Source organism: Streptomyces clavifer (genome assembly GCF_036345975.1).
Lineage (GTDB): Bacteria > Actinomycetota > Actinomycetes > Streptomycetales > Streptomycetaceae > Streptomyces > Streptomyces clavifer.
On the sequence record NZ_CP107793.1, the window covers coordinates 7,539,554 to 7,565,396 of the forward strand.

The window sequence follows — 25,843 nt, forward strand, 5'->3', positions numbered from 1 at the left end:
GTCCCCGAGCGCCTCGTGCACGGGGACGACCTCTCTCCGCAGTCGCTGACGCCGGGGAGCCGTTCCGCCGTGACACGTGTGGTGCCCGCATCGACAGGTGGTCGCTCACGTCCGCTTGAACGCACCTCCCGCCTCCCGGCGTGCTCACGGAGAAGTGCCGTGTGCCTGTTGGGCGGACGGGCCCGGGCGGCGGCCCGGGAGTCGGCGGGGAGGGCCCGTGAGCAGAGCCGCGCCCGCCGCCGCTCCACCACGAACAGTCCGTGCCGCTGAAGTGGTCGTGGGAAGCGTGTGAGCATGCTCCTGGTGCTGGCCCCAGGAAGGACGGCGGGATGGCTCCATGGGCAGCGGCGAGTCGTGCAACCACTCTTGCCCCATGACGACTTGGACGCGAACAGCCCTGCTGATGGCCCTGGTGGTCGCCGTGACCACGCTGCCCGCCGTGACCTTCGCCCCGAGGGCGGAAGCCGTCGGCGTACCCCCTCTCGCCTGGACTCCCTGTGAAAGCCCCGGCGGTCCCACCGGTCAGGAGTGTGCCGGCCTGCCGGTGCCGCTGGACTACCGCGACCCTCGCGGGCCCCGGCTGACCCTCGCGGTCACCCGGCTCAGGAGCGAAGGGCCCGAGGCCCGACAGGGGACGCTGCTGGCTCTCCCCGGGGGTCCCGGCGGATCCGGGGTGCAGCGGCTCACCCAGCGGGGCGCCGCGCTCCGCGCGCAGACGGAGGGCCGCTACGACATCGTGGGTTTCGACCCCAGGGGCGTGGGCGCCAGCACCAGGGCGAGCTGTGGCATCACCGAGGGGGACAGGTACGTGTTCACCCTCCGGTCGTGGCCGGCGCCGGACGGCAGCATCGACGAGAACGCTGCCCGGTCCCGCCGCGTCGCCGAGGCGTGCGCACGCAACGGGGGTGCGGTGGTGCGGAGCTTCAGCACCGCCAACCAGGTGCGCGACATGGACCGCCTGCGCCGGGCCCTCGGCGAGGAGAAGATCTCGGCGTGGGCGACCTCGTACGGTGCCTATGCGGGAGCTGTCTACGCGCAGAAGTACCCCCAGCACACCGGACGGCTGGTCCTGGACAGTGTGGGCGACCCCGACCCGCGACGGGTCGAGCGCCAATGGCTGGCCAACATGGCCGAGGGCGCCGAGGACCGCTTCCCGGACTTCGCTGCCTGGGCAGCCGACCCGCCGTCCGGCCACCGTGACCTGCAACTGGCGGAACGCCCCGAAGAGGTGGAGCCGCTGGTCCTTGCCCTGGCAGCGAAGCTGGACCGTACGCCACGGCAGTCCCACGTCCCCGGCCTGCCGCTGACCGGCAGCATGCTGCGCCAGGCACTCCAGAACGCCCTGTACGGCGACGCCCTCTTCCCCTCCTTCGCCGCCCTGGTCAAAGCGGCGGCGGACCCGCTCGGTGAGCCCCCGGTCCTGCCCGCCGAGCTCTCCGCACCCGTACCCGACGCAGACGCCTCCGTCATCATCGCGGTGCTCTGCAACGACGTGAGCTGGCCTCGCACGGTCGGCCACTACCGGCGCACGGTGGCCGAGGCACGCGCCGCCCATCCGCTCACAGCGGGAATGACCGCGAACATCGTGCCCTGTGCGTTCTGGAAGGACGCCCCCGCCGACGAGCCCACCCGCATCACCCCGGACGGCCCCTCGAACATCCTGGTCATCCAGGGGCTCCGCGATCCTGCGACCCCGCTCTCCGGAGCACTGCGCATGCGCGCGGCTCTCGGGGACAGGGCGAGGATGGTCACGGTCGGCCGCGGCGGACACGGCATGTATGTGCCACGGCGTGAGGGCTGCGGCGACCGTACGGTGGAAGCCTTCCTCAACCACGGACAGCGCCCCCGGCACGACGTGCACTGCGAAGACTGACGCCCACGCGTGCGGGGGAGAACCTGTGGGCCGCGGAGAACAACCGGTGGGCCGTCGGCCCGCCCGACCCCGGCAGCCTCCCAGGGGCCCGGGGGAGCGCGTCGGTGACAGGGACGGGACGACGACAGCCGGTGCGCATGGCAGCCGGGACAGCACCCCGGTCTGCCGCCGCGCGGTCCTGCCCGTCGGCTCAGCCGGCGAGCACGGCCCGTCCCGCTGCGATGACACCGGCCAGCTCCTCGATCTCCGGCTCGGTGAGGGAGGTCAGCGGAGGGCGGACCGGTCCGGCCTCGACACCCGCCAGAGTCACCCCGGCCTTCACCAGGCCGACCGCGTATCCCGGCACCCTCTGGCGCAGCCGGACCAGAGGGTGGAAGAAGGCTCGCTGGAGCGCGTCGATCCGCGGCTGGTCCCCCTCCTCGACGGCGCGGTGGAAGGCGAGGGAGATGTCCGGGGCGAATGCGAAGGCCGCCGAGGAGTACAGCTCGACGCCCAGTGCGCGGTAGGCCAGTTGGCTGGCCTCGGCCGTGGGCATGCCGTTGAAGAACTGGAAGCTCTTGCCGGACGCACTCAGGGCGTCCCGGACCGCGGGGACGATGCGCGCGACGAGGTCGAGGTCGCCGGTACCGTCCTTGAAGCCCACCACGGTCGGCAGCTGCGCGACCTCTGCCGCCGACTGCTCGTCGAACCGGGCGTTCGCGCGGTTGTAGACGATCAGCGGCAGGTCCGTCTCCCGGCCGACCGCGCGGGTGTAGGCGACGAGCCCCGCGGCGGGCGACTCGACCAGGTAGGGCGGCATGAGCAGCAGGCCGTCGGCGCCGGCCTCGGCCGCGGTGCGAGCGAACCTCCGGGCCAGGCCGAGCGCGCCACCGGCTCCGGCGTACACCGGGACGCGCCCTCCCACCGCGTCGACGGCGGTCCGCGTGACCGCGGCGAACTCCTCATGGTCCAGGGCATGGAACTCGCCGGTTCCGCAGGCGACGAAGACGCCGCCGGGGCCGGCGTCCGCCCCTGCCGACACGTGGCGGTGCAGTGCGTCGAGGTCGACGTCACCGGCGGCGGTGAACGGGGTGACGGGGAAGAAGAGAACGCCTTCGAGCACGAGTGGTTTCCTTACGTCAGTGGCCGGACGAGAGAGGCCCGCCGGACGAACGGGCGGACTTACGGGGTGCCGGTGTCCGGGGCCGCCGGGATGTCACCGGCGCGCACCACGTTCACGAGCGGTTCACCGCGCTGCAGACGGCCGATGTTGTCGGCGATCTCGAGCGCACGTGCGGCGAACGTGTCGGTGGTGTGGCCCGAGTTGTGGGGGGTCATGAGCACGTTGGGCAGCTCGTGGAAGGGCAGTCGGCTCGGCGGGTCCGGCGGACCGGCCCACCACACGTCGAGGGCGGCACCACCGATGGCTCCGGAGCGGAGTGCCTCGTAGAGCGCTTCCTCCTGCACGACCGGCCCCCGGGCCACGTTGACCAGCAGCGCGCCGGCTCCCATGGCCCGCAGCTCGGCCGGGCCGATCAGCCCGCGGGTGGCGGCGGAGAGGGGGACGGTGACCACCACGATGTCCGATTCGGCGAGCAGGTCGGGCAGGCGGTCGTTGCCGCCGATCCAGTCGGGCCGCAGGTCGGCGGGGACCGGTGCGGTGGGGTCACGTCGCACGGCACGCACCCCGAGGCCGAGGGCCTGGCAGAGCCGGGCGACCTCGGTCCCGGTCTCGCCGAAGCCGATGATCCCGACCCGCCGTCCGCCCAGCGCCGTCCCGAACGGGAGCCCGGGTTCGACGGCCACGTTGCGCCAGCGTCCGGTGCGCAGCGCGCGGTCGGCCGTCAGCACGTCGCGGGAGAGCATCAGGACGGACATCAGTACGTGTTCGGCGATGGAGCGGCCGTGGTGGTGGGTGGTGGCGACCGTCACCCCGGGATGCAGCGCGTCGAGCGGGATGCCGTCGTAGCCGGCGCCGACGACGTGCACGAGCCGCAGCCGTGCGGCCCGCCGGGCGTCCTCGGCCCGGAGCTTCGATCCGATGTACACCTCGACGTCGGGGAGCGCGTCCCCGATCCGGTCGGCGTCCCAGTCGCAGGCGTCCAGCCAGACGTGCCGGCCCCGCGTGCGCTCCTTGAGCGGTTCGTGGAACCGGCCGAGGATGCGGTGATGGAGCATGATGCGCACGGTCAGGTCACCACCGGGGGGTCTTGGTCGAGAACGAGGGGTCGAAGCGGCGCATGTAGCCGGTGTCGTCCCGGTCACGCAGCCCGCAGTCGAGGTACTGGCGGTGGAGCCGTGCGAGGGCGTCCCGGTCCAGCTTCACTCCGAGCCCGGGAGCCGTCGGTACGGCGACGCTGCCTTCGCTGAACCTCAGCACCCCCGGGTCCACCACGTCCTCGTCCGGCCGCTTCCAGGGCCAGTGCGTATCACACGCGTAGTTCAGGCGAGGGGTGGCCGCCGCCAGGTGGGTCATCGCCGCGAGGCTGATACCCAGGTGCGAGTTGGAGTGCATCGACATGCCCAGCCCGAAGGTCTCGCAGATGGCGGAGAGCTGGCCGCAGCGTCGCAGCCCACCCCAGAAGTGGTGGTCGGACAGGACGATCCCCACCGCCCCCTGCGCCACGGCCGGAGCCAGATCGTCGAAGGAGACCACACACATGTTGGTCGCCAGCGGTGTCGGTGTCCGTCCGGCCACGGTCGCCATGCCCCGGATGCCCTCGGTGGGGTCCTCCAGGTACTGGAGGACCCCGTCCAGCTCGCGTGCGACGTGCAGGGAAGTCTCCGTGCTCCAGGCAGCGTTGGGATCGAGGCGCAGGGGAAGACCGGGAAAGGCCTTCCGCAGTGCCCTGATGGCCGCGATCTCCTCCTCCGGAGGGAAGACTCCCCCCTTGAGCTTGATCGAGGTGAAGCCGTACGTCTCGATCATGCGGCGGGCCTGTTCGACCAGCCCCGCCGGGTCGAGGGCCGCACCCCAGTCGTCGTCGTCCTGATCGGGGTGCCCGGCCCACTTGTAGAAGAGGTAGGCGCTGTAGGGGACCGCGGGGCGCACGGCTCCCCCCAGGAGATCGCAGACCGGCCGGCCGACGAGTTTGCCCTGGATGTCCAGGCACGCGACGTCGAAGGGTGCCATGACCCGGTCCACGGCGCTGCTGCCGGTGACCATCCCGGACATGCCGTCGCCACCCGTGGTGTCGGCTCCCAGCGCACGCGTGGTGCGGGCGGTCAGGTCGTTGAGGCTCCAGACGTCCATGCCGGTCAGCTCGGCTGCGGCGCGGCGCAGCCGCTCCAGGTGCACCGTGCCGCCGTAGGTCTCGCCGATGCCGCTGAGCCCGCTCTCCGTGGTGATCTCCACGATGGTGCGCAGCGCGTAGGGCTCGTGCACACCGACGGTGTTGAGCAGGGGGTAGTCCCGGAAGGCCACGGGCGTCACGGTGACCTCGGCGATGCGTTCGGAGCTGCGGACCATGCAGGCCATCCTCACTTTGATGATCGCGTTCTCATCTGTGGACGCCATTCTTATGTATGTACGTGCGACGGTGTCAATGGGTCGACGGTGAGGCTTCCGGAACCGGGGTGAGCAGCACACCTTCGGTCATGAACCGCTGGAGGTTGCGCAGGGCCAGGTCTCCCATGGCCGCGCGGGTCTCCCGGGTGGCGCTGGCGATGTGGGGGAGCAGCACCACCCGGTCCGACTCCAGGAGGGCCTGCGGAATGTTCGGTTCGTCCGTGAACACGTCGAGCGCCGCCCCCGCGATCCGCCGCGCCTCCACCGCCGCGACCAGCGCCGGCTCGTCGACGACACTGCCCCGTGCCACATTGACCAGGTAGCCCTGAGGGCCGAGAGCCTCCAGGACCGCCGCCGAGACCAGGCCCTCGGTGCCCCGCCCTCCCGCGACGGTGACGACGAGCGCGTCGCACGCTTCGGCCAGGGCCTCCGCGGTGGGCAGGTGGCGGTAGCCGACGCCGGGGACCGGTGTGCGTGTGCAGTAGGCGACCTGGACCCCGAAACCTTCGAGCCGCTGCGCGACGGCCCGGCCGATGCGTCCCAGCCCGAGGATGCCCACCCGCTTCCCGGTCACCCGTGAAGCGAGCGGGAAGGGTGCGGTGCTCCAGCCTCCGGCGCGCACGTACCGGTCGGCGGCCGACATCCGGCGCATGACGTCGATCAGGGCCCCGACCGCGAGGTCGGCCACGCAGTCGGTGAGTACGTCGGGGGTGTTGCTGACGTCCGTGCCCCGCGCCCGGGCCCGGGCCACGTCCGTCGTCTCGTAACCGACGCCGAAGTGGACGATCGCGCCCAGCCGCGGCAGCGCGTCCATCAGGGCGTCGCTGACGCCGACCCGTGCGCTCGTCACCGCGGCCACCACTTCGTCACCGTGGATGCGCAGGTACTCGGCCGGGTCGGGCAGTTCGGGCAGGCGAACCGTCCGGTAGTGCTCGGACAGTGCGCTCTCCAGAGAGGGAAGCAGGGCGGACACCTGGAGGACGGTGTCCGGGGTGCTCGTGGGGATGATTGCGTTCGGCACGGTGGCACTCCGGTCTTCACTGACGGTTTCGAGGGGGTCCGCGGCGCTCGGGGGCGTCCGTGCGGAATGCGGCGAGGCGATACCGGATCTTCCACATCTCTTGACGCTGCCACGACGCCGGTTTAGCTTCGCGTTCACAGATAGAGACTGAGTACGTAACTGTAGACAACCTCGTGATGGTCGGACCTGCACCCCCGCGCTCGGAACGCGACACATCAGCGATTCCCGGAGACATGTGACGATGAAGTCCTCCGTTTCACCCACCCAGCGCGCCGCACCAAGGCGGCCCCGCAAGCTGATGGCGACACTGCTGGCGGGCACCGTGCTCACGTCCAGCGGGTGCGCCGTGGCCAACAGTGCGGCCGGTGACACCGGCCGCGCCGACGGCCGGACCCTGCGGGTGGTGCTCACTCAGGAACCGCCCACCCTGGAACCCTGTGAGGCATCACTGACAGGCACCGGCGTCGTCGTCCGGTCCAACATCACCGAACCCCTGGTCGAACGAGATCCGGCCTCGGGCGAGTTGAACCCCCTGCTGTCGACCGGTTGGGAGCAGACCGGACCCCGCACCTGGTCCTTCGACATCCGGCCCGGGGTGACCTTCCAGAACGGAGCGCCCTTCACCGCCGAGGACGCCGCCTTCTCCATCGACAGGGCCGTCAACTCCGACCTCGCCTGCAACGTCGAGGGCTACGTCTTCGGCAACGACGACCTCGAGGTGGAAGCGGCGGACGACCACCGGCTGACCGTCACCACCGAGGAGCCGGACCCCATCCTCCCGCTGCGCCTGAGCTTCGTGGAGATCGTCCCCCGCACGACCGACGCCGAGGCCAAGGTGCGCATCCCGATCGGAACCGGCCCCTACGCGGTCCGCTCCTGGCAGCCCGGAGCGGCGATCTCCCTCAACCGCTTCGGCGACTACTGGGGTGAGTCCCCGCCCTTCGCACGGGCCCGCTACGTCTGGCGCAGCGATGCCAGTGTCCGCGCCGCCATGATCGACAAGGGTGAGGCGGAGATCGCTGTGGCGCTGGACCCGATGGAGGCGGAGAAGGCCACGACGGTCGCCTACCCCAACAACGAGACGACGGCCCTGCGGCTCGACGGCCGCGAAGCCCCGCTCGACGATCTGCGGGTGCGGCGGGCGATCGACTTGGCCGTGGACCGCCAGGGCATCATCGATGCCCTGCTCGGCGGTCTGGCCGAACCCGCCGGCCAACTGGTTCCGCCCGGAGTGGTGGGACACAGCGACACGATCGAACCCACGCGGCAGGACATCGACAAGGCCCGCAACCTGATCCAGGAGGCGTCCGCGGACGGTGTCCCCACCGACCGGCAGATCACCCTGGTCGCCCGCAACGGCATGTTCGCCGGGGTGTCGGAGACGGCGGAGGCACTCCAGTACCAGATGGAGCGGATCGGGCTGCGCGTAAGGGTCCGCATGGCCGACACCGCGACCCAGCTCCAGTACCAGCTCCGCCCACTGCCCAAGAACGTCGGCCCCATCGCCCTGCTGATCATGCACGGCAACCAGGCCGGTGACGCGGCCTTCACCACCAGCCAGTACCTGCTGAGCGACGGCCCCCAGTCGACATTCGGCACGGAGGCTCTCGACCGGCGCATCAACGAGTCGGCCGTGCTCTCCGGCGAGGAGCGTCAGAAGGCCTTCGCCGGCCTCCTCGCGGACCAGAACGAATCCGTCGTCCAGTACACCCACATCGCCCACATGAGCGGACTGCTCGGTCTGTCGGAGACGATCCGGTACAGGCCCGACTCCGCCACCGGGGACGAACTGCGGCTGGCCGAGGTCGGCCCGGCCGAGGGGGCGAAGAACTGACATGATCCCATTCCTGCGCAAGCGCATACTCTCCAGCGCCGTCCCCCTGGTCTGCGTCGTCCTCGGCGTGTTCTTCCTGGCCCGGATGACCGGCAATCCCGTCGACCTCTACCTCCCCCTGAGCGCCACCTCCGAGCAACGTGCGGAGTTCTCCGCAGCACAGGGCTTCGACCTCTCGATCCCGGCCCAGTTGTGGAACTACCTCGCCGACGCCGTGCAGTTCGACTTCGGCACCTCGCTGCGGACCGGACAGTCGGCGGCTTCGATGGCGATCGAGGCCTTTCCCGTCACCCTGCAACTCGCCGGCGTGACCATGCTGCTGGCGATCACCGGAGCATTGGTCGTCGGCAGCCTGGCCGCCTACCGTCCCAACTCCCTGATCGACAGGATCGCCAGTCTGCTGTCGATGACGGCCGCCAGCATCCCGGACTTCTGGTTCGCCATCATGGGCGTGCTGGTCTTCGGCGTGAGCCTCGGGCTGCTGCCGACCTCGGGCACCATCGGCGGCCCCGAGATCTGGATCCTGCCCATCGCGACCCTGCTGATCCGCCCGTTCGGCGTCCTGGTGCAGGTGGTCCGCGGCAGCATGGTCACCGCGCTCTCCGCGCCCTACGTCAAGGTCGCCCGAAGCAAGGGCGCCACACCCCGGCGGGTCATCTTCGGCCACGCCCTGCGCAACGCCGTCACACCGGTGCTGACCGTGGCGGGCGACCTGGCGGTGGGTCTGGTCAACGGCGCGGTGATCGTCGAGACGATCTTCGGCTGGCCGGGCATCGGCAAACTCATGATCGACTCCATTCTCCAGCGTGACTTCGCCGTCCTCCAGGCGGCCGTCCTCCTGACCGCCGTGACGATCTTCGCGCTGAACATCCTCGTCGACGTCTGCCATGCGCTGACCGACCCCCGAGTGCGTCAGGCGGTGCCGGCGTGAGCGAAGGAAGCACCATGACCCGAGAAAAGGCCTCCACCGGGGACACGGCCGTCCCCGCCCGCACGGCGCGGCCGAGCTGGTGGCGGATGCTGGCCCGGGACCGGGCCGCGGCTGTCGGGGCCGTGGTCCTCACCGTGGTCGCCCTCGTGGCCCTCTTCGGCCGGTTGTTCATCGGCGACCGGGCGCAACGGCAGGACCTGGCCGTCTCCCTGCGGCCACCGTCCCTGGGCGACGGCGTGTACGGGCTGCTCGGCACCGACGTCCTGGGGCGCAGCATGGTGGCCCGGCTGATCGAGGCTTCGGCCACGACGCTGTCCGTGGCCGTCCCGGCCGTGCTGAGCTCACTGGTGATCGGTTCGGCCCTGGGCCTGTGGGCCGGCTACCACGGGGGACGCCGCGAGAGCGTCACGCTGCGGATCGCCGACGTGATCCTCAGCTTCCCGTCGCTGCTGATCGCGGTGGTCGTGCTGTACGTCTTCTCACCCAGCGCGCTGAACCTCGTACTGATCCTGGCCGTGACCCGCATCCCGGTGTACCTGCGTACCGCGCGGGCTGAGGCGGCGGAGCTGCGCAGCCGGCTGTTCGTCGACGCGGCCAGGACCTTCGGTACCGCCGACCGGATGATCATCTACCGGCACATTCTGCCGATCGCCCTTCCGACGCTCCTGACGGTCGCCACCCTCGACTTCTGCTTCGTGATGCTCACCGAGTCGTCGCTGAGCTTCCTGGGCATCGGAATCCAGCCGCCGGACGTGAGCTGGGGCCTGATGGTCGCCCAGGGGCGGCAGTACCTCCAGACCGCATGGTGGATCACCGTGCTGCCAGGGCTGGCCATCGTCCTCACGACGGTCTCCGCCACCGTGCTCGCCGCCTGGGCCCGCCTCGCCACCGACCCCGCCCAGCGCTGGCGCCTGACGCTGCCGAAGAAGCGCCGGACCGCGTCGGCCCCCGTTCCTCCGGAGATGATCCCGTGACCACCACCAGCCCCTCCGCGCCCGGCACCGACACCCCGGCCCTCGCCGTCGAAGGACTGTGCGTGGACCTGACGACGCCCTCCGGGACGGTACGCGCCGTCGACGGCGTCAGCTTCAGCGTCCGTCGCGGACGCACCCTCGCCCTCCTGGGGGAGTCCGGCTGCGGCAAATCGATGACCGCGCTGTCCGTGGTCGGGCTGCTGGACCCCGCGGCCTCCGTCACCGGCGGTGCCGTCCGGGTCAGGGGCGACGACACACTCCGCATGAGCCCGGCACAACGCCGCAAGCTGGCCGGACCGGTCCTGTCCATCGTCTTCCAGGACGCCCTGACAGCCCTCAACCCGGTGCAGCCGGTCGGCAGACAGATCGGCGAACCCTTCCGCATCCACCGCGGACTCTCCCGGCGCCAGGCCCTGGAGGAGGCCATCGAACTGATGACACGGGTGGGGATACCCGAACCGAGGCAGCGGGCCCGCTCCTATCCCCACCAGTTCTCCGGTGGCATGCGGCAACGGCTGCTGATCGCGATGGCCGTCGCGCTCGCCCCCGACGTGCTCATCGCCGACGAACCCACCACCGCTCTCGACGTGACCGTGCAGGCACAGATCATGCGGTTGCTGCGGGACCTCCAGGACGAGCGGGACATGGCCGTGGTGCTGATCACCCACGACCTGGCCGTGGTCGCGCAGCGCGCCGACGACGTGGTCGTGATGTACGCGGGCACGGTCGTGGAGAACGGACCGGTGCACGACGTCTTCGACGCACCCCGCCACCCCTATACCCGGGGACTGCTCGACTCGGTCCCGGAGGACAGCGTGCGCGGACGCCCGCTGCCCGCCGTACCCGGAAGTCCGCCCGAGCTGAGCGCGGTGCCGTCCGGCTGCGTCTTCCAGGCCCGCTGCCCCATGGTCCGGGAACGTTGTGTCCAGGAACGGCCGTCCCTGCGTACCACGGGCGACGGACGTACGGCCGCCTGTCACTTCTCCGAGGAGCTTGCACGTGTCTGAGTCCCGTGCCACCACCGCCACGTCCGGCCCGTACGCCGACGATCCGCGGGAGAGCCCGCCCTTGCTGGAGGTCCGGGGGGTCACCAAGACCTTCGGCAGCGGCCGGCGCCGGCTGACGGCCCTGGACGGGGTGGACGTGCGGATCGGCCGGGGCCAGACTCTCGGCCTCGTCGGCGAGTCGGGCTGCGGCAAGTCCACCCTGGCCCGGGTGCTGCTCGGGCTGGAACGTCCTGACGCGGGCACGGTCCGGTTCGACGGAACCGATCCCTTCGCCCTGCGCGGCAAGGATCTGCTGGCCTGGCGCCGCCGTGTGCAGATGGTCTTCCAGGACCCCTTCGCCTCGCTCAACGCACGCATGTCCGCCGCCGAGCTGATCGGCGAGCCGTGGAGAACCCACCGGGACGTCGTGCCGGACTCCAAGGCCCGCGAGAAGAGGGTCCGGGAACTGCTGTCCCTGGTCGGACTCCGGGAGAGCGACGCCCATCGCTATCCCAACGAGTTCTCCGGCGGGCAGCGCCAGCGCATCGGCATCGCGCGCGCGTTGGCTCTCGACCCGGACCTCATCGTGTGCGACGAGCCCGTCTCCGCCCTCGACCTGTCGGTGCAGGCGCAGGTCCTGAACGTCCTCTCGGAGCTGCGTACCCGCCTCGGTGTCACCTACGTGTTCATCTCCCACGACCTGTCCGTGGTGCGTCACATCTCCGACCGGGTGACCGTGATGTACCTGGGCAAGGTCATCGAACAGGGTGACACGGAGGACGTCTTCGAACGCCCCCAGCACCCCTACACCGCCGCGTTGATGTCTGCGGCTCCCGTCCTGAAGCCCTCCCGCGACGCCCGCCGTCGTGAGATCCACCTCCAGGGGGAGATCCCCTCACCCTTCGACATCCCCACCGGGTGCCGCTTCCGCACCCGGTGCTGGCGTGCCGAGGACCTGTGCGCGACCCAAACGCCTCCGGTCGTCACCAGAGGAACGAGTGACACCGCCGAACCGCACACAGCGCTGTGCCACTTCCCCCTGGAGGCAGAGTCCGCGTGGGCGTGACCGGGCCCGAGCAGGCGCGCGGGGCACTTCGACCGAGCTTCCGACCGGGCTCTTCGCCGGCGCGGTGCCGCGGTTCCGGTCACGACCGTCACGGCACGCGGAGAGGCGGCCACGACGGGCTGCTTCCCACGGTCAGCGGCTGAGGGAGTCGGTCCGTGCAGGTTGAATGCGGGGTGCGGGAACGGTTCGTCGTCGTGAAGTAGGACCTGTCGCCGCCTTCGACCGTCACGTGTGAGCCGCCTTCAGGGCCAGGAGTTCGGCGCGGCGGCGGCCGGCCGAGGTGTCCGCCTGCCATGGACACCGAGATGCGGTGCCCGCCACAGCGGGGCGTCGGCCCGGACGGCTGCCGCGATGTCGAGCGAGCCTGCTGCCACATCCGGCGGAAGTCGCCAGTGTGCCTCCAGCGGGTCCTGCTCCCTCTGCGCACCGCGTCCTGGCACCGGATCAGTTCGGACGCGGGCGCGGAGGGGAGTGGTGCGGGGGCCGCGGGGTTATGGCGCCGAAGGACGTCCGTACGCTGAAGCCCGCCGGCGGAGAGCGGTCCGGGCTACCGGGCCGGCTCTCCGGCCCCGACGCGCTACGCGTCGGACGTGGTCGCCGAGACCGGGCTGTAGTAGACGGAGCGTCCTTGCTTGGAGCGCTCCAGCAGTCCGTGTGCGACCCCTTGCTCCAGGGTGTTGCGTACCACCGCGACCTGGGTCTTGCGCTGAGGGTGGGACTCGGTCAAAGCGGAGGTGACTTCAGCGGCGGACTTCGGTTCCCGCTGGGTGGTGAGGTATCCGGTGACCAACTCACGCCACGTCGGATCGCCCGCGCCCTTGGTCGCTGCCCCTCCGTCGGCGGGAGCTCCCTGGTCAGCCTGGGCCTTCTGCTTGCGGCCCCCCTTCGGGGAAGCCGTCCTGCTCTTGGGGCTGCGGGCTGCGGGAACGGCCGCCACCTTGCGGTCCTTGCTCTTCCGCACTGCCGGCTTCGTGGAACCGCCCCCCAGCACCTCCTGCATCTTGACCAGGATCTGCTCACCCGTCTCCAGCTGGACGAGCGCGTCCTGCAGACGGGTCAACTCGGCACGCGCCCGGTCCTGCTCGCTCCGATTCGCCGCGAGATCATCCGTGATCCTCTGCGCATAGTCTGCGCTGATCGTGGAGGTAGAAGTGTTTTCGGACATTCAGTCCTCGTTTTCGCAGTGTCTGGATACGTATGGCGGTTGATGTTACCGACACCAACGAAGGCGACAACCCAGAAGCCACCGATCAACCACAGAAGAGGACCTCCTCCACTGTTTGATCACAAGGCTCCACCGGGTGCGTCTCTCCAGCGAGTGCACACCCCGATACCGCGATGTCCGGCTGGTGTTGGCGCAATACCGCGCATACGTTGTCGGGCCTCAGCACCGATGTTCCGAACCTGCGGTCAGCAGTGACTGAGTGGTGCGCCACTATGTGTCGCCGGAGGCCTCAGCCCCTATGGGCTGAACACCGCAGTGCATGGACACAAGCCACCTGTGCGCCCGCACGGACGGAACCGCCCCCGACCGCACGGCCCCACACTGCCGGTCCCGCCTTCTCCGCCCGCGAGAGCCGTATCACCGACTGGTTGCCACGGGCAGGTTGCCCGAGCGGTTACCAACGGGGTGTGCTGCGGAGTCATATAGCGGCCGAGCCAGGGCACTATGCACACCACCAGGTCAAGGATGTGCCGGCGGCCACGCCGCACACCGCTACGAGAAGAACGGGAGCACCGCCCTATGGCCCTGCCCATTCTGTCCGCCGAGGCCCGTGCCGGAGCCCTGCAGCAAGCTGTCGCGGTCCGAAAGGAGCGCGCCGACCTCCTGGCCGACATCAAGGACGGCAAGGTGTCACTGCGGGATGTCCTCGGACGTGAGGATCCGGTTGTCGCCAGAATCCGCGTGCGCCGTCTGCTGGAGGCGTTGCCCCGCATCGGCAAGATCCGTGCCGGCCAGATCCTCAGGGAGTTCGGAATCTCGGAGACCCGCCGGGTCCAGGGTCTCGGCACCCGGCAGAGGGAACGCCTCCTCGCCCTTTTCCCGGCACAGGAGTGACGGGAGGGATTCGCGCTCCCCACCAAACCTCGGCAGTCGGGGTGTACGCACGTGCTGCCCACGGAGAATCGCTGATGTGTACGAGGAGTGTTGCCGAGCCTCCAAGCTGCCGCCCCGGCGCTGAACCGTTTCTTTCGCGCGGCACCACGGTGCCTTTGGCGCGGTTTCACGGTGCCTTTCGCCTGGTCCCGCGCAGACGGATTCGCCCGGCCCGCTGCCGTGCCCAGGATCCAGGGTGAGGACAGCCGAGACCACGCTCGGCAGCGGGATCTCACCCCGGTCGCGCAGATTGCGTTCCCGTCCCCCTGCCCCGACAGGGCCGGGGGCGGCTCGTGGACGTTCCGCGTCCTCCTCGGTACTCCTGTCGCTTGTTCCCGGTTCGGTCCGGGAGGGAACCGAGCCGTCACCCCCTCATCGTGCCGGGGACGGCTCGGGACACGCCCCGCCGCAGGTTCTCTAGAGGACGGCCTTGGTCTGCAGGACCTCGGCGATGGACTCCTTGCGCCACTGCCGCAGCAGTTCGTGGAAAGCGACGGCTCCGTGAGGGTAGGCGCTCGCGCTGTTCGGCCGCCCGAGCCCTTCGCGGTTGTAGTAGCCGGGAGTGCACTCGGCATGGAACCACTCGTGGTCGGGGGCGCCGTCGGCCAGAACGGCCTGCCAGGCGTCCTCCGCGCCCGGGGACGGCTCGAGCAGGGCACCCTCGGCCTCGGCCGCGGCGACCAGAGCGGCGGCGTGGACGGCCTGCTCGTCGAGTATGTGTGTGAAGTTCACGCTGCTGGCATTGTGCAGGGATCCCATCTGGATGAGGTTCGGGAAGCCGTTGCTCGTGAAGCCGTGCAGTGTCCGAGGTCCCTGTTGCGCCCACGTGTGCAGCAGTTGGGTGCCGCCCCGGCCGTGCACGGGCAGCTTCCCCGAGTGAATGCCCGAAACCCCGACGGAGAATCCCGTGGCGAAGATCAGGCAATCGAGTTCGTACGTCTCGTCCCCGACGACGACACCGTGTTCGGTGATGCGCTCGATGCCATGGGTGTCCGCGGTGTCGACCAGGGAAACGTTGTCACGATTGAAAGCCGGGTAGTAGGAGTCGGAAAAGGTGGGGCGCTTGCAGGCGTAGCGGTACCAGGGCTTGAGCTTCTCCGCCGTATCCGGGTCGGTGACGGTCTGTTCGACACGGGCCCGCAGTTCGTTCATCATCGCTGCGTCGGCGGCTTCGTAGGCGGCCTCGAAGTCCGGCCCGGTGTTCTCGCGGCGGAAGCTCGGCAGGAGCTTCTCCAGGAGGCCCGCCGAAGCGGTCCACCCGTCGGCGACCAGATCCTGGTCGGCGGGCTCACCGGAGACGATGCGCAGGAAGTTCTCCCGGCGCTCCCTGGCCCAGCCGTCACGGTCGGCACCCGCATCCTGCGCGCCTGTACGGCGGTTGGCACGCACATCCACGCTGGAGGGTGTGCGCTGGAAGACGTACACGTGCTGGGCGTCCTCGGCCAGCATCGGGACGACCTGGACGCCGGTGGCACCGGTGCCGACGATGCCCACCCGTTTGCCGGTGAGGCCGGTCATGCCGCCGTCCGGAGTGCCGCCGGTGTAGGCGTAGTCCCAGCGCGAGGTGTGGAAGGTGTGCCCCTGGAACGTCTCGATGCCGGGGATTCCGGGGAGTTTGGGCTCGGACATAGTGCCGGTGGCGGTGACGACGTAGGTGGCGTGGAACGCGTCGCCGCGGTCGGTGGCCACGATCCACGTCTCGGACGCCTCGTCCCAGGTGAGCGAGGTGACCGCGGTGGAGAACAGCGCGTCCGGGTAGAGGTCGTACTTCTGTGCGATGCGCATCGCGTGGCGGCGGATCTCCTCGCCGGGGGAGTACTTCCACTCCGGCACGTATCCGGTCTCGTCGAGCAGCGGCAGGTAGACGTGCGACTCGATGTCACAGTGGATGCCGGGGTAGCGGTTCCAGTACCAGGTGCCCCCGAAGTCACCGCCCTTGTCGATGATGCGGACCCGCTCCATGCCCTGCCGGCGCATTCGCGCCCCGGCCAGGATGCCGCCGAACCCGCCGCCGACCACGGCGACGTCGACGACGTCGCGCAGCGGCTGTCGTTCCGTCACGTCATCCACGTAGGGGTCGGCGGCGTAGTAGCCGAACTCCGCTACGGGCTGCTGGTATTGGCGGGCGCCGTCGGGGCGCACGCGCCGCTCACGTTCGAGGCTGTATCGCTGCCTCAGCGCGGTGAGTTCATCCGGCCGGTTCGGTTGAGTGGTCGTCATGTGGGGGTCTCACTCCAATCGATCGGCCGCCCCGGATCGAGCGGCCGTCCGCTACCGTAGCAACTACCGGACAGCACTGTCCGGTTGTGGCACGGGTGAATCAGGACACTCATGCCGGGCGCCTCCGCGCCCCCGTACGGGCCCCCCGAACCTCTCGGCCGGCGGAGCCACCGCACCCCGCAGACAGGAACCGTGATCCCTCCATGCGACGTTTCCCCCGACGTTCCCTCGCTGTGCTCGCCACCCTCGGCACGCTGGCCCTCACCGGATGCGGTACGGAAACCGGTGACACCGCCGGTCACGTACCGTCCGCCACCGGTGCGGACCGGACCATCCGCGCCGAGCGGCTCATGCAGGTGACGAAGGTGCACGAAGAGACCGGTATGACCCTCCTCGAAGGCCCGACCTTCGACGAGGGGGGCGGCCTGATCGTCGTCGACGTCACCGCACCTGAGGGGAAGCCGAAAGTGCTGAGGGTCGATCCCGGGAGCAGGACGGCACGGGCGGTCCACACGGACGGGCGGGGGGCTTACACCTCGGCGCAGTTCAGCCCGCACGACGGGCGCCTCTATCTGAGCGACTACGTCCACGGTGAGATCATCAGCCTGGCCCCGGACGGCAGCGATCCGCAGACCTTCTTCTCCGGCGATGTCGACGGGGCGCGGATGAACCCCGACGACATCGCCTTCGATCAGGAGGGCAACCTGTACGTCAGTGACTCACGGAGCCTGTCCGTGGGCGATGCGCACGGGCGTGTGGTGCGGATCGACAGGGATGGCGAGAAGTCCACCGTCATGGCCGGAGGGCTCGCCTCGACGAACGGGATCTCGTTCGACGCGGACTATCAGGGCCTGTGGATCAGTGAACTCACGCAGAACCGGATTTCCTACCTCCGCCTGGACGCGAAGGACGGTGTGGCCTCCCGGCACACCGCCATCCGCGTGGACGGCGGGATCGCCCAGACCGACTCGATCGCCGTGGACGCCGACGGCAACCTGTACCAGGCGCTGCACGGGCGTGCCGCGATGGTCGTGTACGACAAGCACGGCGAGCGCCTGGCGACCGTCGAGCTCCCCGCCCGCACGAAGGGGCTCGAATCGGCGACGAACGTGGCGATCACACCCGGCGGGACCAAGGCGTACATGACCGTCAGCGGGTCCGCCGGCGGGTACCTGTACACCTTCGACGCGCTGGGGAAGGGGATCCGGCAGTCCAACGGCGGCTGACACCCCTCTCTCACCCTCGCGTAGCCCCCCTCACTCCTTGAAAGGCCGCACCGGCCCCACCGGGACGCCGAGCAGCCGCCAAGCAGCTGCCGCTCGGTGTTCCCGTACCTCGCGGGTGGGGCCGCTGACGGCGCCGGAGACCATGGCGACGGCCAGCATGAGGTCGTTCGCCGCACTCAGGGGGTGCTCCTCCGGCAGGCGTTGCCGCAGAGCGCACTCGACGCGGCCCGACAGCGCCAGGGCGTGTGCGAGGGCGTCCGAGTGGCCGGCGGCCCCATGGGCGTGCAGGAGGCCCAGAAAGGCAGCCGACTCCGTCAGGTGCCACGTCAGCACACCGAGAACGTCGGTGAGAGCGAAGCCCTCGGTCGCGGCTGCCTGTTCGACCTGCCGCACGTTCTCTTCCAGGACCGCGATCGCCACGGACGCCCGGTCGGGGAAATGCCGGTACAGAACTCCCTGCCCGACGCCCGCTCGACGCGCGATCGCGGAGAGGGGGGCGTCCAGCCCGTGTGCCGCGTAGATCTCTCGCGCGGCGACGATCAGGGCGTCCCGGTTGCGGGCAGCCACCTTCGGCCCGTGATTGGCGGGCCGCCGCTCGGCGGGCATATGGGGCTGGGTCACCCCGAAAGGGTACCGGCGTGACGGCAGGGCATGACGAGCCGGTCCGAGCTCCCTTCTGCTGTGGGCGGGCCCGCCGGAGCTGATCGGAGGAGGGTGAGACCGCCTTTCCACCCTGGACAGCGGCCGCAGGCGGGCTGTGGCTTCTCCGACGGGCCGTCCCCATCGATGTCGCGGGCCGGATGCGGGGTACGCCTTCTCTCGCCTTCTCGCGGTGCAGGCGGTGGCGGCACCTGTTCGGCACGGGGTCGGCCCGGGCGTGCCGGGCCACGAGTACGGCGATCGTGCGGCGTGCCCTGGGTCATTCACCCGCTCTGCAGCCTGGAGAAGATCTCGTGATCCGCGTCAGGGCGTACGCGTCGGGGAGGCGGCGGCGGAGCGCATGGCTTCCTGTGCGGCAGGCGCCGTGGCCGAGATGGCCGGTGAGGACGTTGCCGCCGGCAGGGACGGACCGCATCCGGAGCGCAGGGCGAGAGTCACCGGGAGCGGGATCGGCGGCAGCGGGCTGGAGGCGGGTGTTCCGATCAGATCGACGGCGAGGTGGTCGGCGGGGGATGCGGTGCTCGGAAGGTGAACGCCGCGGGGCCTTCGCCGTTGTCGCGGATCAGCGCGATGCGGTCCATCGCCTCGTTGACGCCGGGACGATGTCCGGCGGGAACCCACCACAACGCGTGGTGGAAGTCCGCGAGGCGTTCGAACCATTCCCGGCGGCGTGCCAGCACTTTGAGGTGCTCACTGCGGTAGGTGTAGTCCCTCAGTGCCTCGACCGATTCCCAGACCGAGCAGTTGATCAGGAACAGGTCGTCTTCGTTCTTGGGGCGCAGACCCGTCGAGTCGGCACCGTCATCGTCAACCATGCGCCAGACGAAACCGGGTGCCCGATCGGCGAGCGCGTTGATCTCCGGGAGATGTGCGACGAAGTCGGCCAGTTGAGGGCTGCCGAGCGGGGCGAGGATGCGCCCGACGTTGACCTGGGCGAGGTGGAAGTCGTTCACGGGGCAAGCATGCCTGGGTGAACCTTCTAAAGTCAACGTTTGCTGTTTTTAGAGTTCCTCCGCTGCGGCATCGGTTGCATCGGCCACTTCGAGGGAGACGCAGCACCCTTGCGGAAGTGGGTCCATCGAGGCCTTCCAGTCCTGACCGCACGTCAACCCCGCCAGGAGACCCTCGATTCCGGCCAGATTCATTCCGCAGACCAGGGCGGGGAACTGCTCTGCCAGCGCATGGAACGGGCAGTTGTTCAGCCGCAGTGTCCTGCCGTCCCAGAACGGCTCATGGCCGCGTGCGCGCAGGACCTCGAACGGTTCGGCCTCACCGTCCACGGTGCCACCCTCGGCCTCCCCGGCCGCCCTTGCCGCCGCCTGCAGTTCCCCGTCGAGCCCGGCCCGCTCCACCACCTCTGCCAGCAGGTGGCCCGCTGCGTCGTAGGCGCGAGGTGGCACGGAGACCGCAACCTCGTTCCGGGCCCGCCGGTACATCTTCGCCGGCCGCCCGGCCCCCGGACCGCTGCGCCCCGAAAGCCGCCGGAAGTCCACTTCGAGCAGCCCGGCCTCGACCAGCTTGTCCAAGTGGAACGCGGCCAGTGAACGGGAGATTCCTACGGCCTCGGCCGCCGCGTCCCGCCCCACATCGCCCGGAGTTCCGGCCACGTACCGATACAGTCCACGCCGCACTGGTTCACCCAGCACGACCAACGCCTCGAGGGCGGCATCCTCGCTACTCACGGAGCGATTCTATAACCAACGGTGATTGACATCTTGGCCGTCAGCGCGTCGGCGCAGCTTTCACGTGTTCAGCGGGGTTGGCGACGCGGGGGAGTGCAGGGCGGCCGGCAACCGATCATGAGGCCACGCCGATGTCATCCGTATCTCCGTACCAGCCGACGACCTCGGACCGCGGGTTCCGATGCCCACTCCGTGGAGTGGGCGCCCCATTCGATCGTGTGCGAGGGTCCGTTGAGGTAGTCGGCGTACCCTTGCACCTTTTCAGGGCGGGCGGTGGGCGCGTCGGTGTTTCGGCTGCCGCGTCGGGTGGGCGCAGTACGCACTCTCCTCCGGAGAGCTTCACCGGCGGTGGTGGCGGGGGAGCGGCGACCTCAGCAAGCCTCATTCCGGCTGGGAAGCGGGGAATAGGCGTTTTCTGATCTGTTCACCACGAGTCGGAAAGCCGCCTCGGGAACCGCGAGGCTCATTGCCCCGATCAGCCGTCAGTTCTTCTTCAGCTCCTCGGCGAGCATCACAAGGATGCCGCTGGGGCCGCGCACGTACGTGAGCTTGTAGACGTCCTCATAGGTCGCCACACCGCGAAGCGGACGGCATCCGTGCTTTGCGGCCGTCTCGAGGGCTTTGTCGATGTCGTCGACTGAGAAAGCGATGCGATGCATGCCGATCTCGTTGGGACGAGTGGGCTTCGTCTCGATCGCCTCGGGGTGGATGTATTCGAAGAGCTCGAGGCGACCGTGGCCGTCCGGAGTCTGGAGCATCGCGATGTTGGCGTGATTTCCGTCGAGGCCGACGGCGGTGTCGGTCCACTCGCCACTGACCGTGTCACGGCCGACGACAGTGAGTCCGAGGTCGGTGAAGAACGAGATCGCCGCTTCGAGGTCACGAACGGCGATGCCGACGTTCTCAAGTTTGATGGCCATGCGTCGCATGTTACCGAGCCCGGCCGAGCGGGTGCTTCCGCAAGGAACCAGCTGAGTACCCGGGCGCCGTCGATGGCTGCCGTGCCCCGTCCACCGGGCGTCCTGAGCTCCTCCAGGTTCTGTGGTGCCCCTTCGGTCACGAGATGGCACACCCGAAGATCGCGCACTTTGAGCGGTCTTCCGCCGCCGTCACCCGCGTTACCGACATCCTCGACGCGCCACCCGGTTCCTCACCCTCCGCTGGTCACAGACGCTCCCTCGCTTACAAGTGCGTCCGATGTGCATCGATGCCGTGCTCCTCGTCAGTCGGCCTCCGTCAAGGCGGCGTGCGCGGCGGCGAGGATCTCCCCGGAGAGCGGAGAGCCCTTGGTGGCCCGGGACAGGACCAGTGCGCCGAACAGGGTGCAGAGGCGGACGATGCCGTCCTGGTCGTCGGTGGTGAGGAAGTGGGTGAAGTCGGCCACGCCTTCGGTGTAGACGCGACGGGCCTCGCGCCCCTCGCCGTCGCGCGCGATGTCTGTGGCGAGTGCGGCGACCGGGCAGCCGTCCGCCGGGTCGTCGCGGTGCTCGACGGAGAGGTATGTATCGATCAGCGCCTGCTGGGCGGCCTCGCGCTGCCCGTCGTGCCGTTCGAGCCCGACGCTGTGGTGTCGGGCGAGCTCGGTGAAGGCGTGGGCGGTGGCCTCGTCGACGAGTGCTTCCTTGGAGGCGAACTGCTTGTAGAAGGCGCCGTGGGTCATGCCGGCCGCCTTCATCAGGTCGGCGACGCTGACCTGTGTGCCCTGCTCCCGGAACAGCCGGGATGCGGTGTCCACCACCCGCCTGCGATTTTCCTCCGCCTGTGCCTGCGATACGCGGCCCATGACCACCTCCCATTTGGATGTCGACTGGCATCTATCATAGACCCGTGTTTAGATTGGTTGCGTAATCTAATTCGTCGCGGGTCGCCGATGGTGCCCGCCGGGTCAGGAGAAGTCATGGAATTGCAGAACACGGTCGCGGTCGTCACCGGCGCCAACCGGGGCTTCGGGCGGCACTTGGCCGCCCAGCTCGTCGAGCGCGGCGCGAAGGTGTATGGCGCCGCCCGCCGCCCCGAGACGGTCGACGTGCCGGGCGTCATCCCGCTGCGGCTGGACGTCACGGACGAGGCGTCGGTACGGGAGGCCGCCCGCATCGCGTCCGACGTGACCCTGCTGATCAACAACGCGGGCATCTCCACAGGCGCGACCCTGATCGGAGGCGACACGGACGAGGTGCGCCGGGAGATGGAGACCAACTTCTTCGGCCCGCTCGCCGCGACCCGCGCATTCGCCCCTGTCATCGAGGGCAACGGTGGCGGCACCGTACTCAACGTCCTGTCCGCCCTGTCCTGGTTCCATCCGGCCGCCCTCGGCTCCTATGCCGCGTCCAAGGCCGCCGCATGGGCGTTGACCGGGGCCACGCGCGAGGAACTGGCGCCGCGAGGCATCGCCGTCTCGGCGCTGCATGTCGGCTACATGGACACCGACATGGCCGCCGGCGTCCCCGCCGACCAGAAGGTCGCCGCCGCCGACGTAGCGGCCCAGGCGCTCGACGGCATCGAGACCGGCCTGCCCGAGATCCTCGCCGACGAGACCAGCCGGTACGTCAAGCAGAGCCTGTCCGCCACGCCCCAGCCGACCGCGGGCTGACGCTCACCCCTCCACCCCGGCGCGACCGCCTTCCCGCCCCTCATGCAAGGACATCTCATGCGCTATACGACCTTCGGACATCGGACCGGACTTCGCGTGTCCGAGTACGCGCTGGGCACCGCGAACTTCGGCACCGGTTGGGGCGCCGGCGCCGAGCCGGACGAGGCGCGCCGGATCTTCGACCGGTTCGCCGAGGCGGGCGGCACCTTCGTCGACACTGCGGACGGCTACCAGTTCGGCGAGTCGGAGGAATTGACCGGAAAGCTGCTCTCCGCCGATCGCGACCACTTCGTCCTGGCCACGAAGTTCGCCCTCGGTGCCGCCCCGCAGCCGGACATATCCAAGACCGGCAACAGCCGCAAGAACATGGTCGCCTCGCTGGAGGCCAGCTTGAAGCGCCTGGGCACCGACTACATCGACCTGCTGTGGGTGCACTTCCCCGACGAGCTCACTCCGATGGAGGAGCTCCTGCGCGGACTCGACGATCTGGTGAGCGCCGGCAAGATCCACCATGCCGCGCTGTCCAACTTCCCCGCCTGGCGCACCTCGCGCGCGGTGACCCTCGCAGACCTGAAGGGCTGGGCCCCGATCGTGGGCATCCAGCACGAGTACAGCCTCGTCGAACGTACCGCCGACCGCGAACTCCTGCCCATGGCCGAGAGCCTCGGCCTGGGCGCCGCCCTGTGGTCCCCGCTCGGCGGCGGACTTCTCACCGGCAAATACCGCAGTTCCGCCGAAGGGCGCCTGAGCGACCTTGGCATGGTCATCCACACCGAGAGCACCGGCCAGAAGACCGCCGTCGTCGACACCGTCCTGGCCGTCGCCGAGGAGACCGGCGTGACGCCCGCCCAGGTGGCGGTGGCCTGGGTACGCGAGCGTGCGGCCCGCTCCGTGGCCACGCTCGTCCCGATCATCGGCCCGCGCAACCTCTCCCAGCTCGACAGCTACCTCGGCGCCCTCGAGGTCCAGCTGACCGACGCGCAGTACACCCGCCTGACCGAGGTCAGCGCGGTGCCGCTCGGCGCGCCCCACGAGGGGATCGCCGCCTCCCTGGACCACCTCAAGGGAGGTGCCGCCGACCGGATCACCACCCCGGTCGTGCCGGTCGCCTGATGAGTGAACGCTGCCGAGGACGTACTGCGCCCGCGCCGCAGCAGGAAAAGCAACACAAACTGGTTCGAGAAGTACGGCGGCCATCCGGGATGCGCGCCGCCGAGATACCCGCCCCCCCCAGAAACGCTCTGCTAGGAGTACTCCGTGAAGGCCTTCGTCCTCGAGAGGTACGGCTCCCCCCTGCGGGAGGTCGAGATGCCCGTACCGGTCCCCGCCCCCCATGAGGTGCTCATACGCATGGTCGCGTCGGGCGTCAACCACGCCGACGAGCGGGTCCGCTCCGGCGAGTTCAAGGCGATCTTCCCGTTCCGGCTACCCAAAGTCATGGGTGGTGAGCTCTCCGGCGAGGTCGTCGAGGCCGGCTCCGCTGTACGCGACGTCGCCGTGGGCGACCACGTGTACGGCTATGTCGACTTGGCAGCCACAGGCACCTTCTCCGAATTCGTCGCGGTCGACGCCGCCACGATGGCACCCGTGCCCCGGTCGGTGAGCCTGGTCGAGGCCGCAGGGCTACCAGTCGTCGCGCTCACGGCCTGGCAGGCCCTCGTCGAGATGGGCAAGGTGAAGAAGGGCCAGACCGTCCTCATCCACGGCGGGACCGGTGGCGTGGGATCGGCCGCGATCCAGCTCGCCAGGCACCTGGGCTGCACCGTCGCCACCACCGTCTCGACGGCGAACATCGCTGCCGCCCAAGAGCTCGGTGCCGACATCGTCATCGACTACCGCCGCGACGACCTCGCGCAGAGCCTCGCCGGCACGCCCGTCGACCTCGTCCTCGACATCCAGGGCGGAGCCACGCTGAAGGCTTCCCTCGGTGTGCTGCGCCCCGGCGGCACCGTCATCGGCATCACAGGCCCGCCCGACCCAGCCTTCGCGCGGCGCGTCGGCGTCAACCCGGTCGTCCGGCTCGCGATCCGGGCCCTGAGTGCCCGTACCCGCCGCCGGGCACGTGCGCTCAAGGTCACCTACCGGTTCTTGTTCATCACACCCGACAGCGCCGCGCTGCGGCAGGTCGCCGGGTTGGTCGACGACGGGGTGCTGCGCCCGGTCATCGACCGGGTGCTCCCATTCGGCCAGACCCCGCGGGCTCTCGATGAGGCGCTCGCCGGCGGCACACGCGGCAAGGTCCTGGTCACCACCGACCCGACGGCGGTGACCAACCGTGGCTGAGTCCGACGTCCGCCCCCGCCCGACCACGTGGGCCACGGCGCCCAACCGCCGCATCGTCGTAGGTTCGCACACGCTCGTCTACCGCGACCTCGGCCCCGCGAGCGGTGTCCCGCTGGTCCTGCTCACTCACCTGGGCGCCACGCTCGACGAGTGGGATCCCCGATTCGTCGACGCGCTCGCCCGCGACCGTCGTGTCGTCGCGTTCGACCTCCCCGGGGTCGGCGGGTCCACCGGCCGTGTCCCCGGCACCGTCGCCGCGATGGCGCGTTCGGCAGAGGGTTTCGTGGCCGCCCTCGGCCTGACCCGGATGGACCTGCTCGGATTCTCGCTCGGCGGCTTCATCGCCCAGCAGGTGGCCCTCGATGCGCCGGGACTCGTGCGTCGTCTCGTCCTGGCCGGAACCGGCCCCGCCGGGGGAGCCGGCATCGACCGTCCGACCGGTGGAGCCTACGTCTACTGGGACATGGCCCGTGCCGCGATGGCCCGCACCGATGCCAAGGAGTTCCTGTTCTTTCCCCGCACCCCCACGGGCAAGGCGGCAGCCAAGGCTTACCTCGCGCGCTTGCGCGAGCGCGTGATGGACCGTGACGCCCCCATCAGGCTCAGGCTGTCGTCCTTTCACCGCCAGATCACCACCATTCAGGGCTGGGGCCGGGCCGAGCCCCATGACCTTGCCCGCATCGTCGCCCCGACGCTCATCGCCAACGGCGACCACGACCGCATGGTCCCCACCGACCTGTCCCACGACATGCACGCCCGCATCCCCGGCAGCACGCTGATCATCTACCCAGGGGCCGGGCACGGCGGCGTCTTCCAACACGTCGACGAGTTCGTCGACGCCGTACGAGCCCACCTCGACACCGACAGCTGACATCGGCTGCCCAGCGGCTCCTCCGCCCGCACCCTCGGCCT

The 25,843-nt window shown here is 69.9% G+C and carries 23 protein-coding genes; 12 read left to right on the forward strand and 11 right to left on the reverse strand.

Annotated features, from left to right (window positions below; all coding sequences use genetic code 11):
• The first annotated feature begins 373 nt into the window (after nt 1-373).
• Nucleotides 374-1,873 (forward strand): alpha/beta hydrolase, encoded by a 1,500-nt coding sequence (locus tag OG927_RS32680; protein ID WP_330321260.1) that lies wholly within the window; start codon nt 374-376, stop codon nt 1,871-1,873.
• 190 nt (nt 1,874-2,063) lie between these two features.
• Here the strand turns inward: OG927_RS32680 and OG927_RS32685 are convergent, their stop codons facing one another.
• From OG927_RS32685 to OG927_RS32700, 4 genes are all read right to left on the reverse strand, one after another.
• Entirely contained in the window at nt 2,064-2,975 is a 912-nt protein-coding gene (locus OG927_RS32685; RefSeq protein ID WP_124280136.1) for a 5-dehydro-4-deoxyglucarate dehydratase, read from the reverse strand.
• A gap of 59 nt (nt 2,976-3,034) precedes the next feature.
• Nucleotides 3,035-4,030, reverse strand: a complete 996-nt coding sequence (locus tag OG927_RS32690; protein ID WP_245377929.1) for a 2-hydroxyacid dehydrogenase — start codon at nt 4,028-4,030, stop codon at nt 3,035-3,037.
• Between the two features lie 16 nt (nt 4,031-4,046).
• Nucleotides 4,047-5,321: a glucarate dehydratase family protein gene (locus tag OG927_RS32695; RefSeq protein WP_330321376.1), complete on the reverse strand. Its 1,275-nt coding sequence runs from the start codon at nt 5,319-5,321 to the stop codon at nt 4,047-4,049.
• Nucleotides 5,322-5,394: 73 nt separating this feature from the next.
• Nucleotides 5,395-6,381, reverse strand: a complete 987-nt coding sequence (locus OG927_RS32700; protein WP_124280134.1) for a 2-hydroxyacid dehydrogenase — start codon at nt 6,379-6,381, stop codon at nt 5,395-5,397.
• A 241-nt stretch (nt 6,382-6,622) separates the two neighbouring features.
• Between OG927_RS32700 and OG927_RS32705 the strand changes: the two genes are divergently transcribed.
• The 5 genes from OG927_RS32705 to OG927_RS32725 are packed head-to-tail and all read left to right on the forward strand — an operon-like array spanning nt 6,623 to nt 12,172.
• Nucleotides 6,623-8,215, forward strand: coding sequence for an ABC transporter substrate-binding protein (locus OG927_RS32705; RefSeq protein WP_124280133.1), 1,593 nt, complete (start codon nt 6,623-6,625; stop codon nt 8,213-8,215).
• Between the two features lies 1 nt (nt 8,216).
• On the forward strand, nt 8,217-9,146 hold the full coding sequence (locus OG927_RS32710; RefSeq protein WP_056789016.1) for an ABC transporter permease: 930 nt from the start codon (nt 8,217-8,219) through the stop codon (nt 9,144-9,146).
• Nucleotides 9,147-9,160: 14 nt separating this feature from the next.
• Complete coding sequence (locus OG927_RS32715; protein ID WP_330321261.1) at nt 9,161-10,120, forward strand: ABC transporter permease; 960 nt, start codon at nt 9,161-9,163, stop codon at nt 10,118-10,120.
• Nucleotides 10,117-11,127, forward strand: a complete 1,011-nt coding sequence (locus OG927_RS32720; RefSeq protein ID WP_056789021.1) for an ABC transporter ATP-binding protein — start codon at nt 10,117-10,119, stop codon at nt 11,125-11,127. The genes OG927_RS32715 and OG927_RS32720 overlap by 4 nt, the downstream gene beginning before the upstream one ends.
• Nucleotides 11,120-12,172, forward strand: coding sequence for an ABC transporter ATP-binding protein (locus tag OG927_RS32725; RefSeq protein ID WP_330321262.1), 1,053 nt, complete (start codon nt 11,120-11,122; stop codon nt 12,170-12,172). The genes OG927_RS32720 and OG927_RS32725 overlap by 8 nt, the downstream gene beginning before the upstream one ends.
• A 577-nt stretch (nt 12,173-12,749) precedes the next feature.
• Here the strand turns inward: OG927_RS32725 and OG927_RS32730 are convergent.
• On the reverse strand, nt 12,750-13,337 hold the full coding sequence (locus OG927_RS32730) for a hypothetical protein (RefSeq protein ID WP_330321263.1): 588 nt from the start codon (nt 13,335-13,337) through the stop codon (nt 12,750-12,752).
• 579 nt (nt 13,338-13,916) lie between these two features.
• On the opposite strand from OG927_RS32730, the gene mihF reads away from it, so the two are divergent.
• Entirely contained in the window at nt 13,917-14,231 is a 315-nt protein-coding gene (gene mihF, locus OG927_RS32735; RefSeq protein ID WP_056789031.1) for an integration host factor, actinobacterial type, read from the forward strand.
• A 456-nt stretch (nt 14,232-14,687) separates the two neighbouring features.
• On the opposite strand, the gene OG927_RS32740 is transcribed toward mihF, so the two are convergent.
• Nucleotides 14,688-16,490 (reverse strand): flavin-containing monooxygenase, encoded by a 1,803-nt coding sequence (locus OG927_RS32740; protein ID WP_319104351.1) that lies wholly within the window; start codon nt 16,488-16,490, stop codon nt 14,688-14,690.
• Between the two features lie 203 nt (nt 16,491-16,693).
• Between OG927_RS32740 and OG927_RS32745 the strand changes: the two genes are divergently transcribed.
• Nucleotides 16,694-17,716, forward strand: coding sequence for an SMP-30/gluconolactonase/LRE family protein (locus OG927_RS32745; protein WP_330321264.1), 1,023 nt, complete (start codon nt 16,694-16,696; stop codon nt 17,714-17,716).
• A gap of 30 nt (nt 17,717-17,746) precedes the next feature.
• Here OG927_RS32745 and OG927_RS32750 read toward each other — a convergent pair whose 3' ends face one another.
• From OG927_RS32750 to OG927_RS32770, 5 genes are all read right to left on the reverse strand, one after another.
• Complete coding sequence (locus tag OG927_RS32750; RefSeq protein ID WP_209471579.1) at nt 17,747-18,337, reverse strand: TetR/AcrR family transcriptional regulator; 591 nt, start codon at nt 18,335-18,337, stop codon at nt 17,747-17,749.
• A gap of 521 nt (nt 18,338-18,858) precedes the next feature.
• Nucleotides 18,859-19,329 carry a DUF3291 domain-containing protein gene (locus tag OG927_RS32755; protein ID WP_056789046.1) on the reverse strand — a complete coding sequence of 157 codons (471 nt, stop codon included), beginning with the start codon at nt 19,327-19,329 and terminating at the stop codon, nt 18,859-18,861.
• 48 nt (nt 19,330-19,377) lie between these two features.
• Nucleotides 19,378-20,058 carry a helix-turn-helix transcriptional regulator gene (locus OG927_RS32760; RefSeq protein WP_330321265.1) on the reverse strand — a complete coding sequence of 227 codons (681 nt, stop codon included), beginning with the start codon at nt 20,056-20,058 and terminating at the stop codon, nt 19,378-19,380.
• Between the two features lie 482 nt (nt 20,059-20,540).
• Nucleotides 20,541-20,978 carry a VOC family protein gene (locus OG927_RS32765; protein WP_056792895.1) on the reverse strand — a complete coding sequence of 146 codons (438 nt, stop codon included), beginning with the start codon at nt 20,976-20,978 and terminating at the stop codon, nt 20,541-20,543.
• Nucleotides 20,979-21,280: 302 nt separating this feature from the next.
• Nucleotides 21,281-21,841, reverse strand: a complete 561-nt coding sequence (locus tag OG927_RS32770; RefSeq protein ID WP_209471577.1) for a TetR/AcrR family transcriptional regulator — start codon at nt 21,839-21,841, stop codon at nt 21,281-21,283.
• 114 nt (nt 21,842-21,955) lie between these two features.
• Between OG927_RS32770 and OG927_RS32775 the strand changes: the two genes are divergently transcribed.
• The 4 genes from OG927_RS32775 to OG927_RS32790 all read left to right on the forward strand — a co-directional run bounded on the left by OG927_RS32775 (nt 21,956) and on the right by OG927_RS32790 (nt 25,802).
• Nucleotides 21,956-22,648: an SDR family oxidoreductase gene (locus OG927_RS32775; protein WP_056792866.1), complete on the forward strand. Its 693-nt coding sequence runs from the start codon at nt 21,956-21,958 to the stop codon at nt 22,646-22,648.
• 57 nt (nt 22,649-22,705) lie between these two features.
• Nucleotides 22,706-23,761, forward strand: coding sequence for an aldo/keto reductase (locus tag OG927_RS32780; protein ID WP_330321266.1), 1,056 nt, complete (start codon nt 22,706-22,708; stop codon nt 23,759-23,761).
• Nucleotides 23,762-23,905: 144 nt separating this feature from the next.
• Nucleotides 23,906-24,931 (forward strand): NADP-dependent oxidoreductase, encoded by a 1,026-nt coding sequence (locus tag OG927_RS32785; RefSeq protein WP_330321267.1) that lies wholly within the window; start codon nt 23,906-23,908, stop codon nt 24,929-24,931.
• Nucleotides 24,924-25,802, forward strand: coding sequence for an alpha/beta fold hydrolase (locus OG927_RS32790; protein WP_330321268.1), 879 nt, complete (start codon nt 24,924-24,926; stop codon nt 25,800-25,802). Before OG927_RS32785 ends, OG927_RS32790 begins: the two co-directional genes overlap by 8 nt.
• Nucleotides 25,803-25,843: the final 41 nt, after the last annotated feature.

Excerpts from the sequence above, each read along its gene's own strand:
- OG927_RS32680 (WP_330321260.1), top strand. The coding sequence starts at position 374 with ATGACGACTTGGACGCGAACAGCCCTGCTGATGGCCCTGGTGGTCGCC.
- OG927_RS32690 (WP_245377929.1), bottom strand. The coding sequence starts at position 4,030 with ATGCTCCATCACCGCATCCTCGGCCGGTTCCACGAACCGCTCAAGGAG.
- OG927_RS32695 (WP_330321376.1), bottom strand. The coding sequence starts at position 5,321 with ATGGTCCGCAGCTCCGAACGCATCGCCGAGGTCACCGTGACGCCCGTG.
- OG927_RS32705 (WP_124280133.1), top strand. The coding sequence starts at position 6,623 with ATGAAGTCCTCCGTTTCACCCACCCAGCGCGCCGCACCAAGGCGGCCC.
- OG927_RS32710 (WP_056789016.1), top strand. The coding sequence starts at position 8,217 with ATGATCCCATTCCTGCGCAAGCGCATACTCTCCAGCGCCGTCCCCCTG.
- OG927_RS32715 (WP_330321261.1), top strand. The coding sequence starts at position 9,161 with ATGACCCGAGAAAAGGCCTCCACCGGGGACACGGCCGTCCCCGCCCGC.
- OG927_RS32730 (WP_330321263.1), bottom strand. The coding sequence starts at position 13,337 with ATGTCCGAAAACACTTCTACCTCCACGATCAGCGCAGACTATGCGCAG.
- mihF (WP_056789031.1), top strand. The coding sequence starts at position 13,917 with ATGGCCCTGCCCATTCTGTCCGCCGAGGCCCGTGCCGGAGCCCTGCAG.
- OG927_RS32740 (WP_319104351.1), bottom strand. The coding sequence starts at position 16,490 with ATGACGACCACTCAACCGAACCGGCCGGATGAACTCACCGCGCTGAGG.
- OG927_RS32745 (WP_330321264.1), top strand. The coding sequence starts at position 16,694 with ATGCGACGTTTCCCCCGACGTTCCCTCGCTGTGCTCGCCACCCTCGGC.
- OG927_RS32765 (WP_056792895.1), bottom strand. The coding sequence starts at position 20,978 with ATGGCCATCAAACTTGAGAACGTCGGCATCGCCGTTCGTGACCTCGAA.
- OG927_RS32770 (WP_209471577.1), bottom strand. The coding sequence starts at position 21,841 with ATGGGCCGCGTATCGCAGGCACAGGCGGAGGAAAATCGCAGGCGGGTG.
- OG927_RS32775 (WP_056792866.1), top strand. The coding sequence starts at position 21,956 with ATGGAATTGCAGAACACGGTCGCGGTCGTCACCGGCGCCAACCGGGGC.
- OG927_RS32780 (WP_330321266.1), top strand. The coding sequence starts at position 22,706 with ATGCGCTATACGACCTTCGGACATCGGACCGGACTTCGCGTGTCCGAG.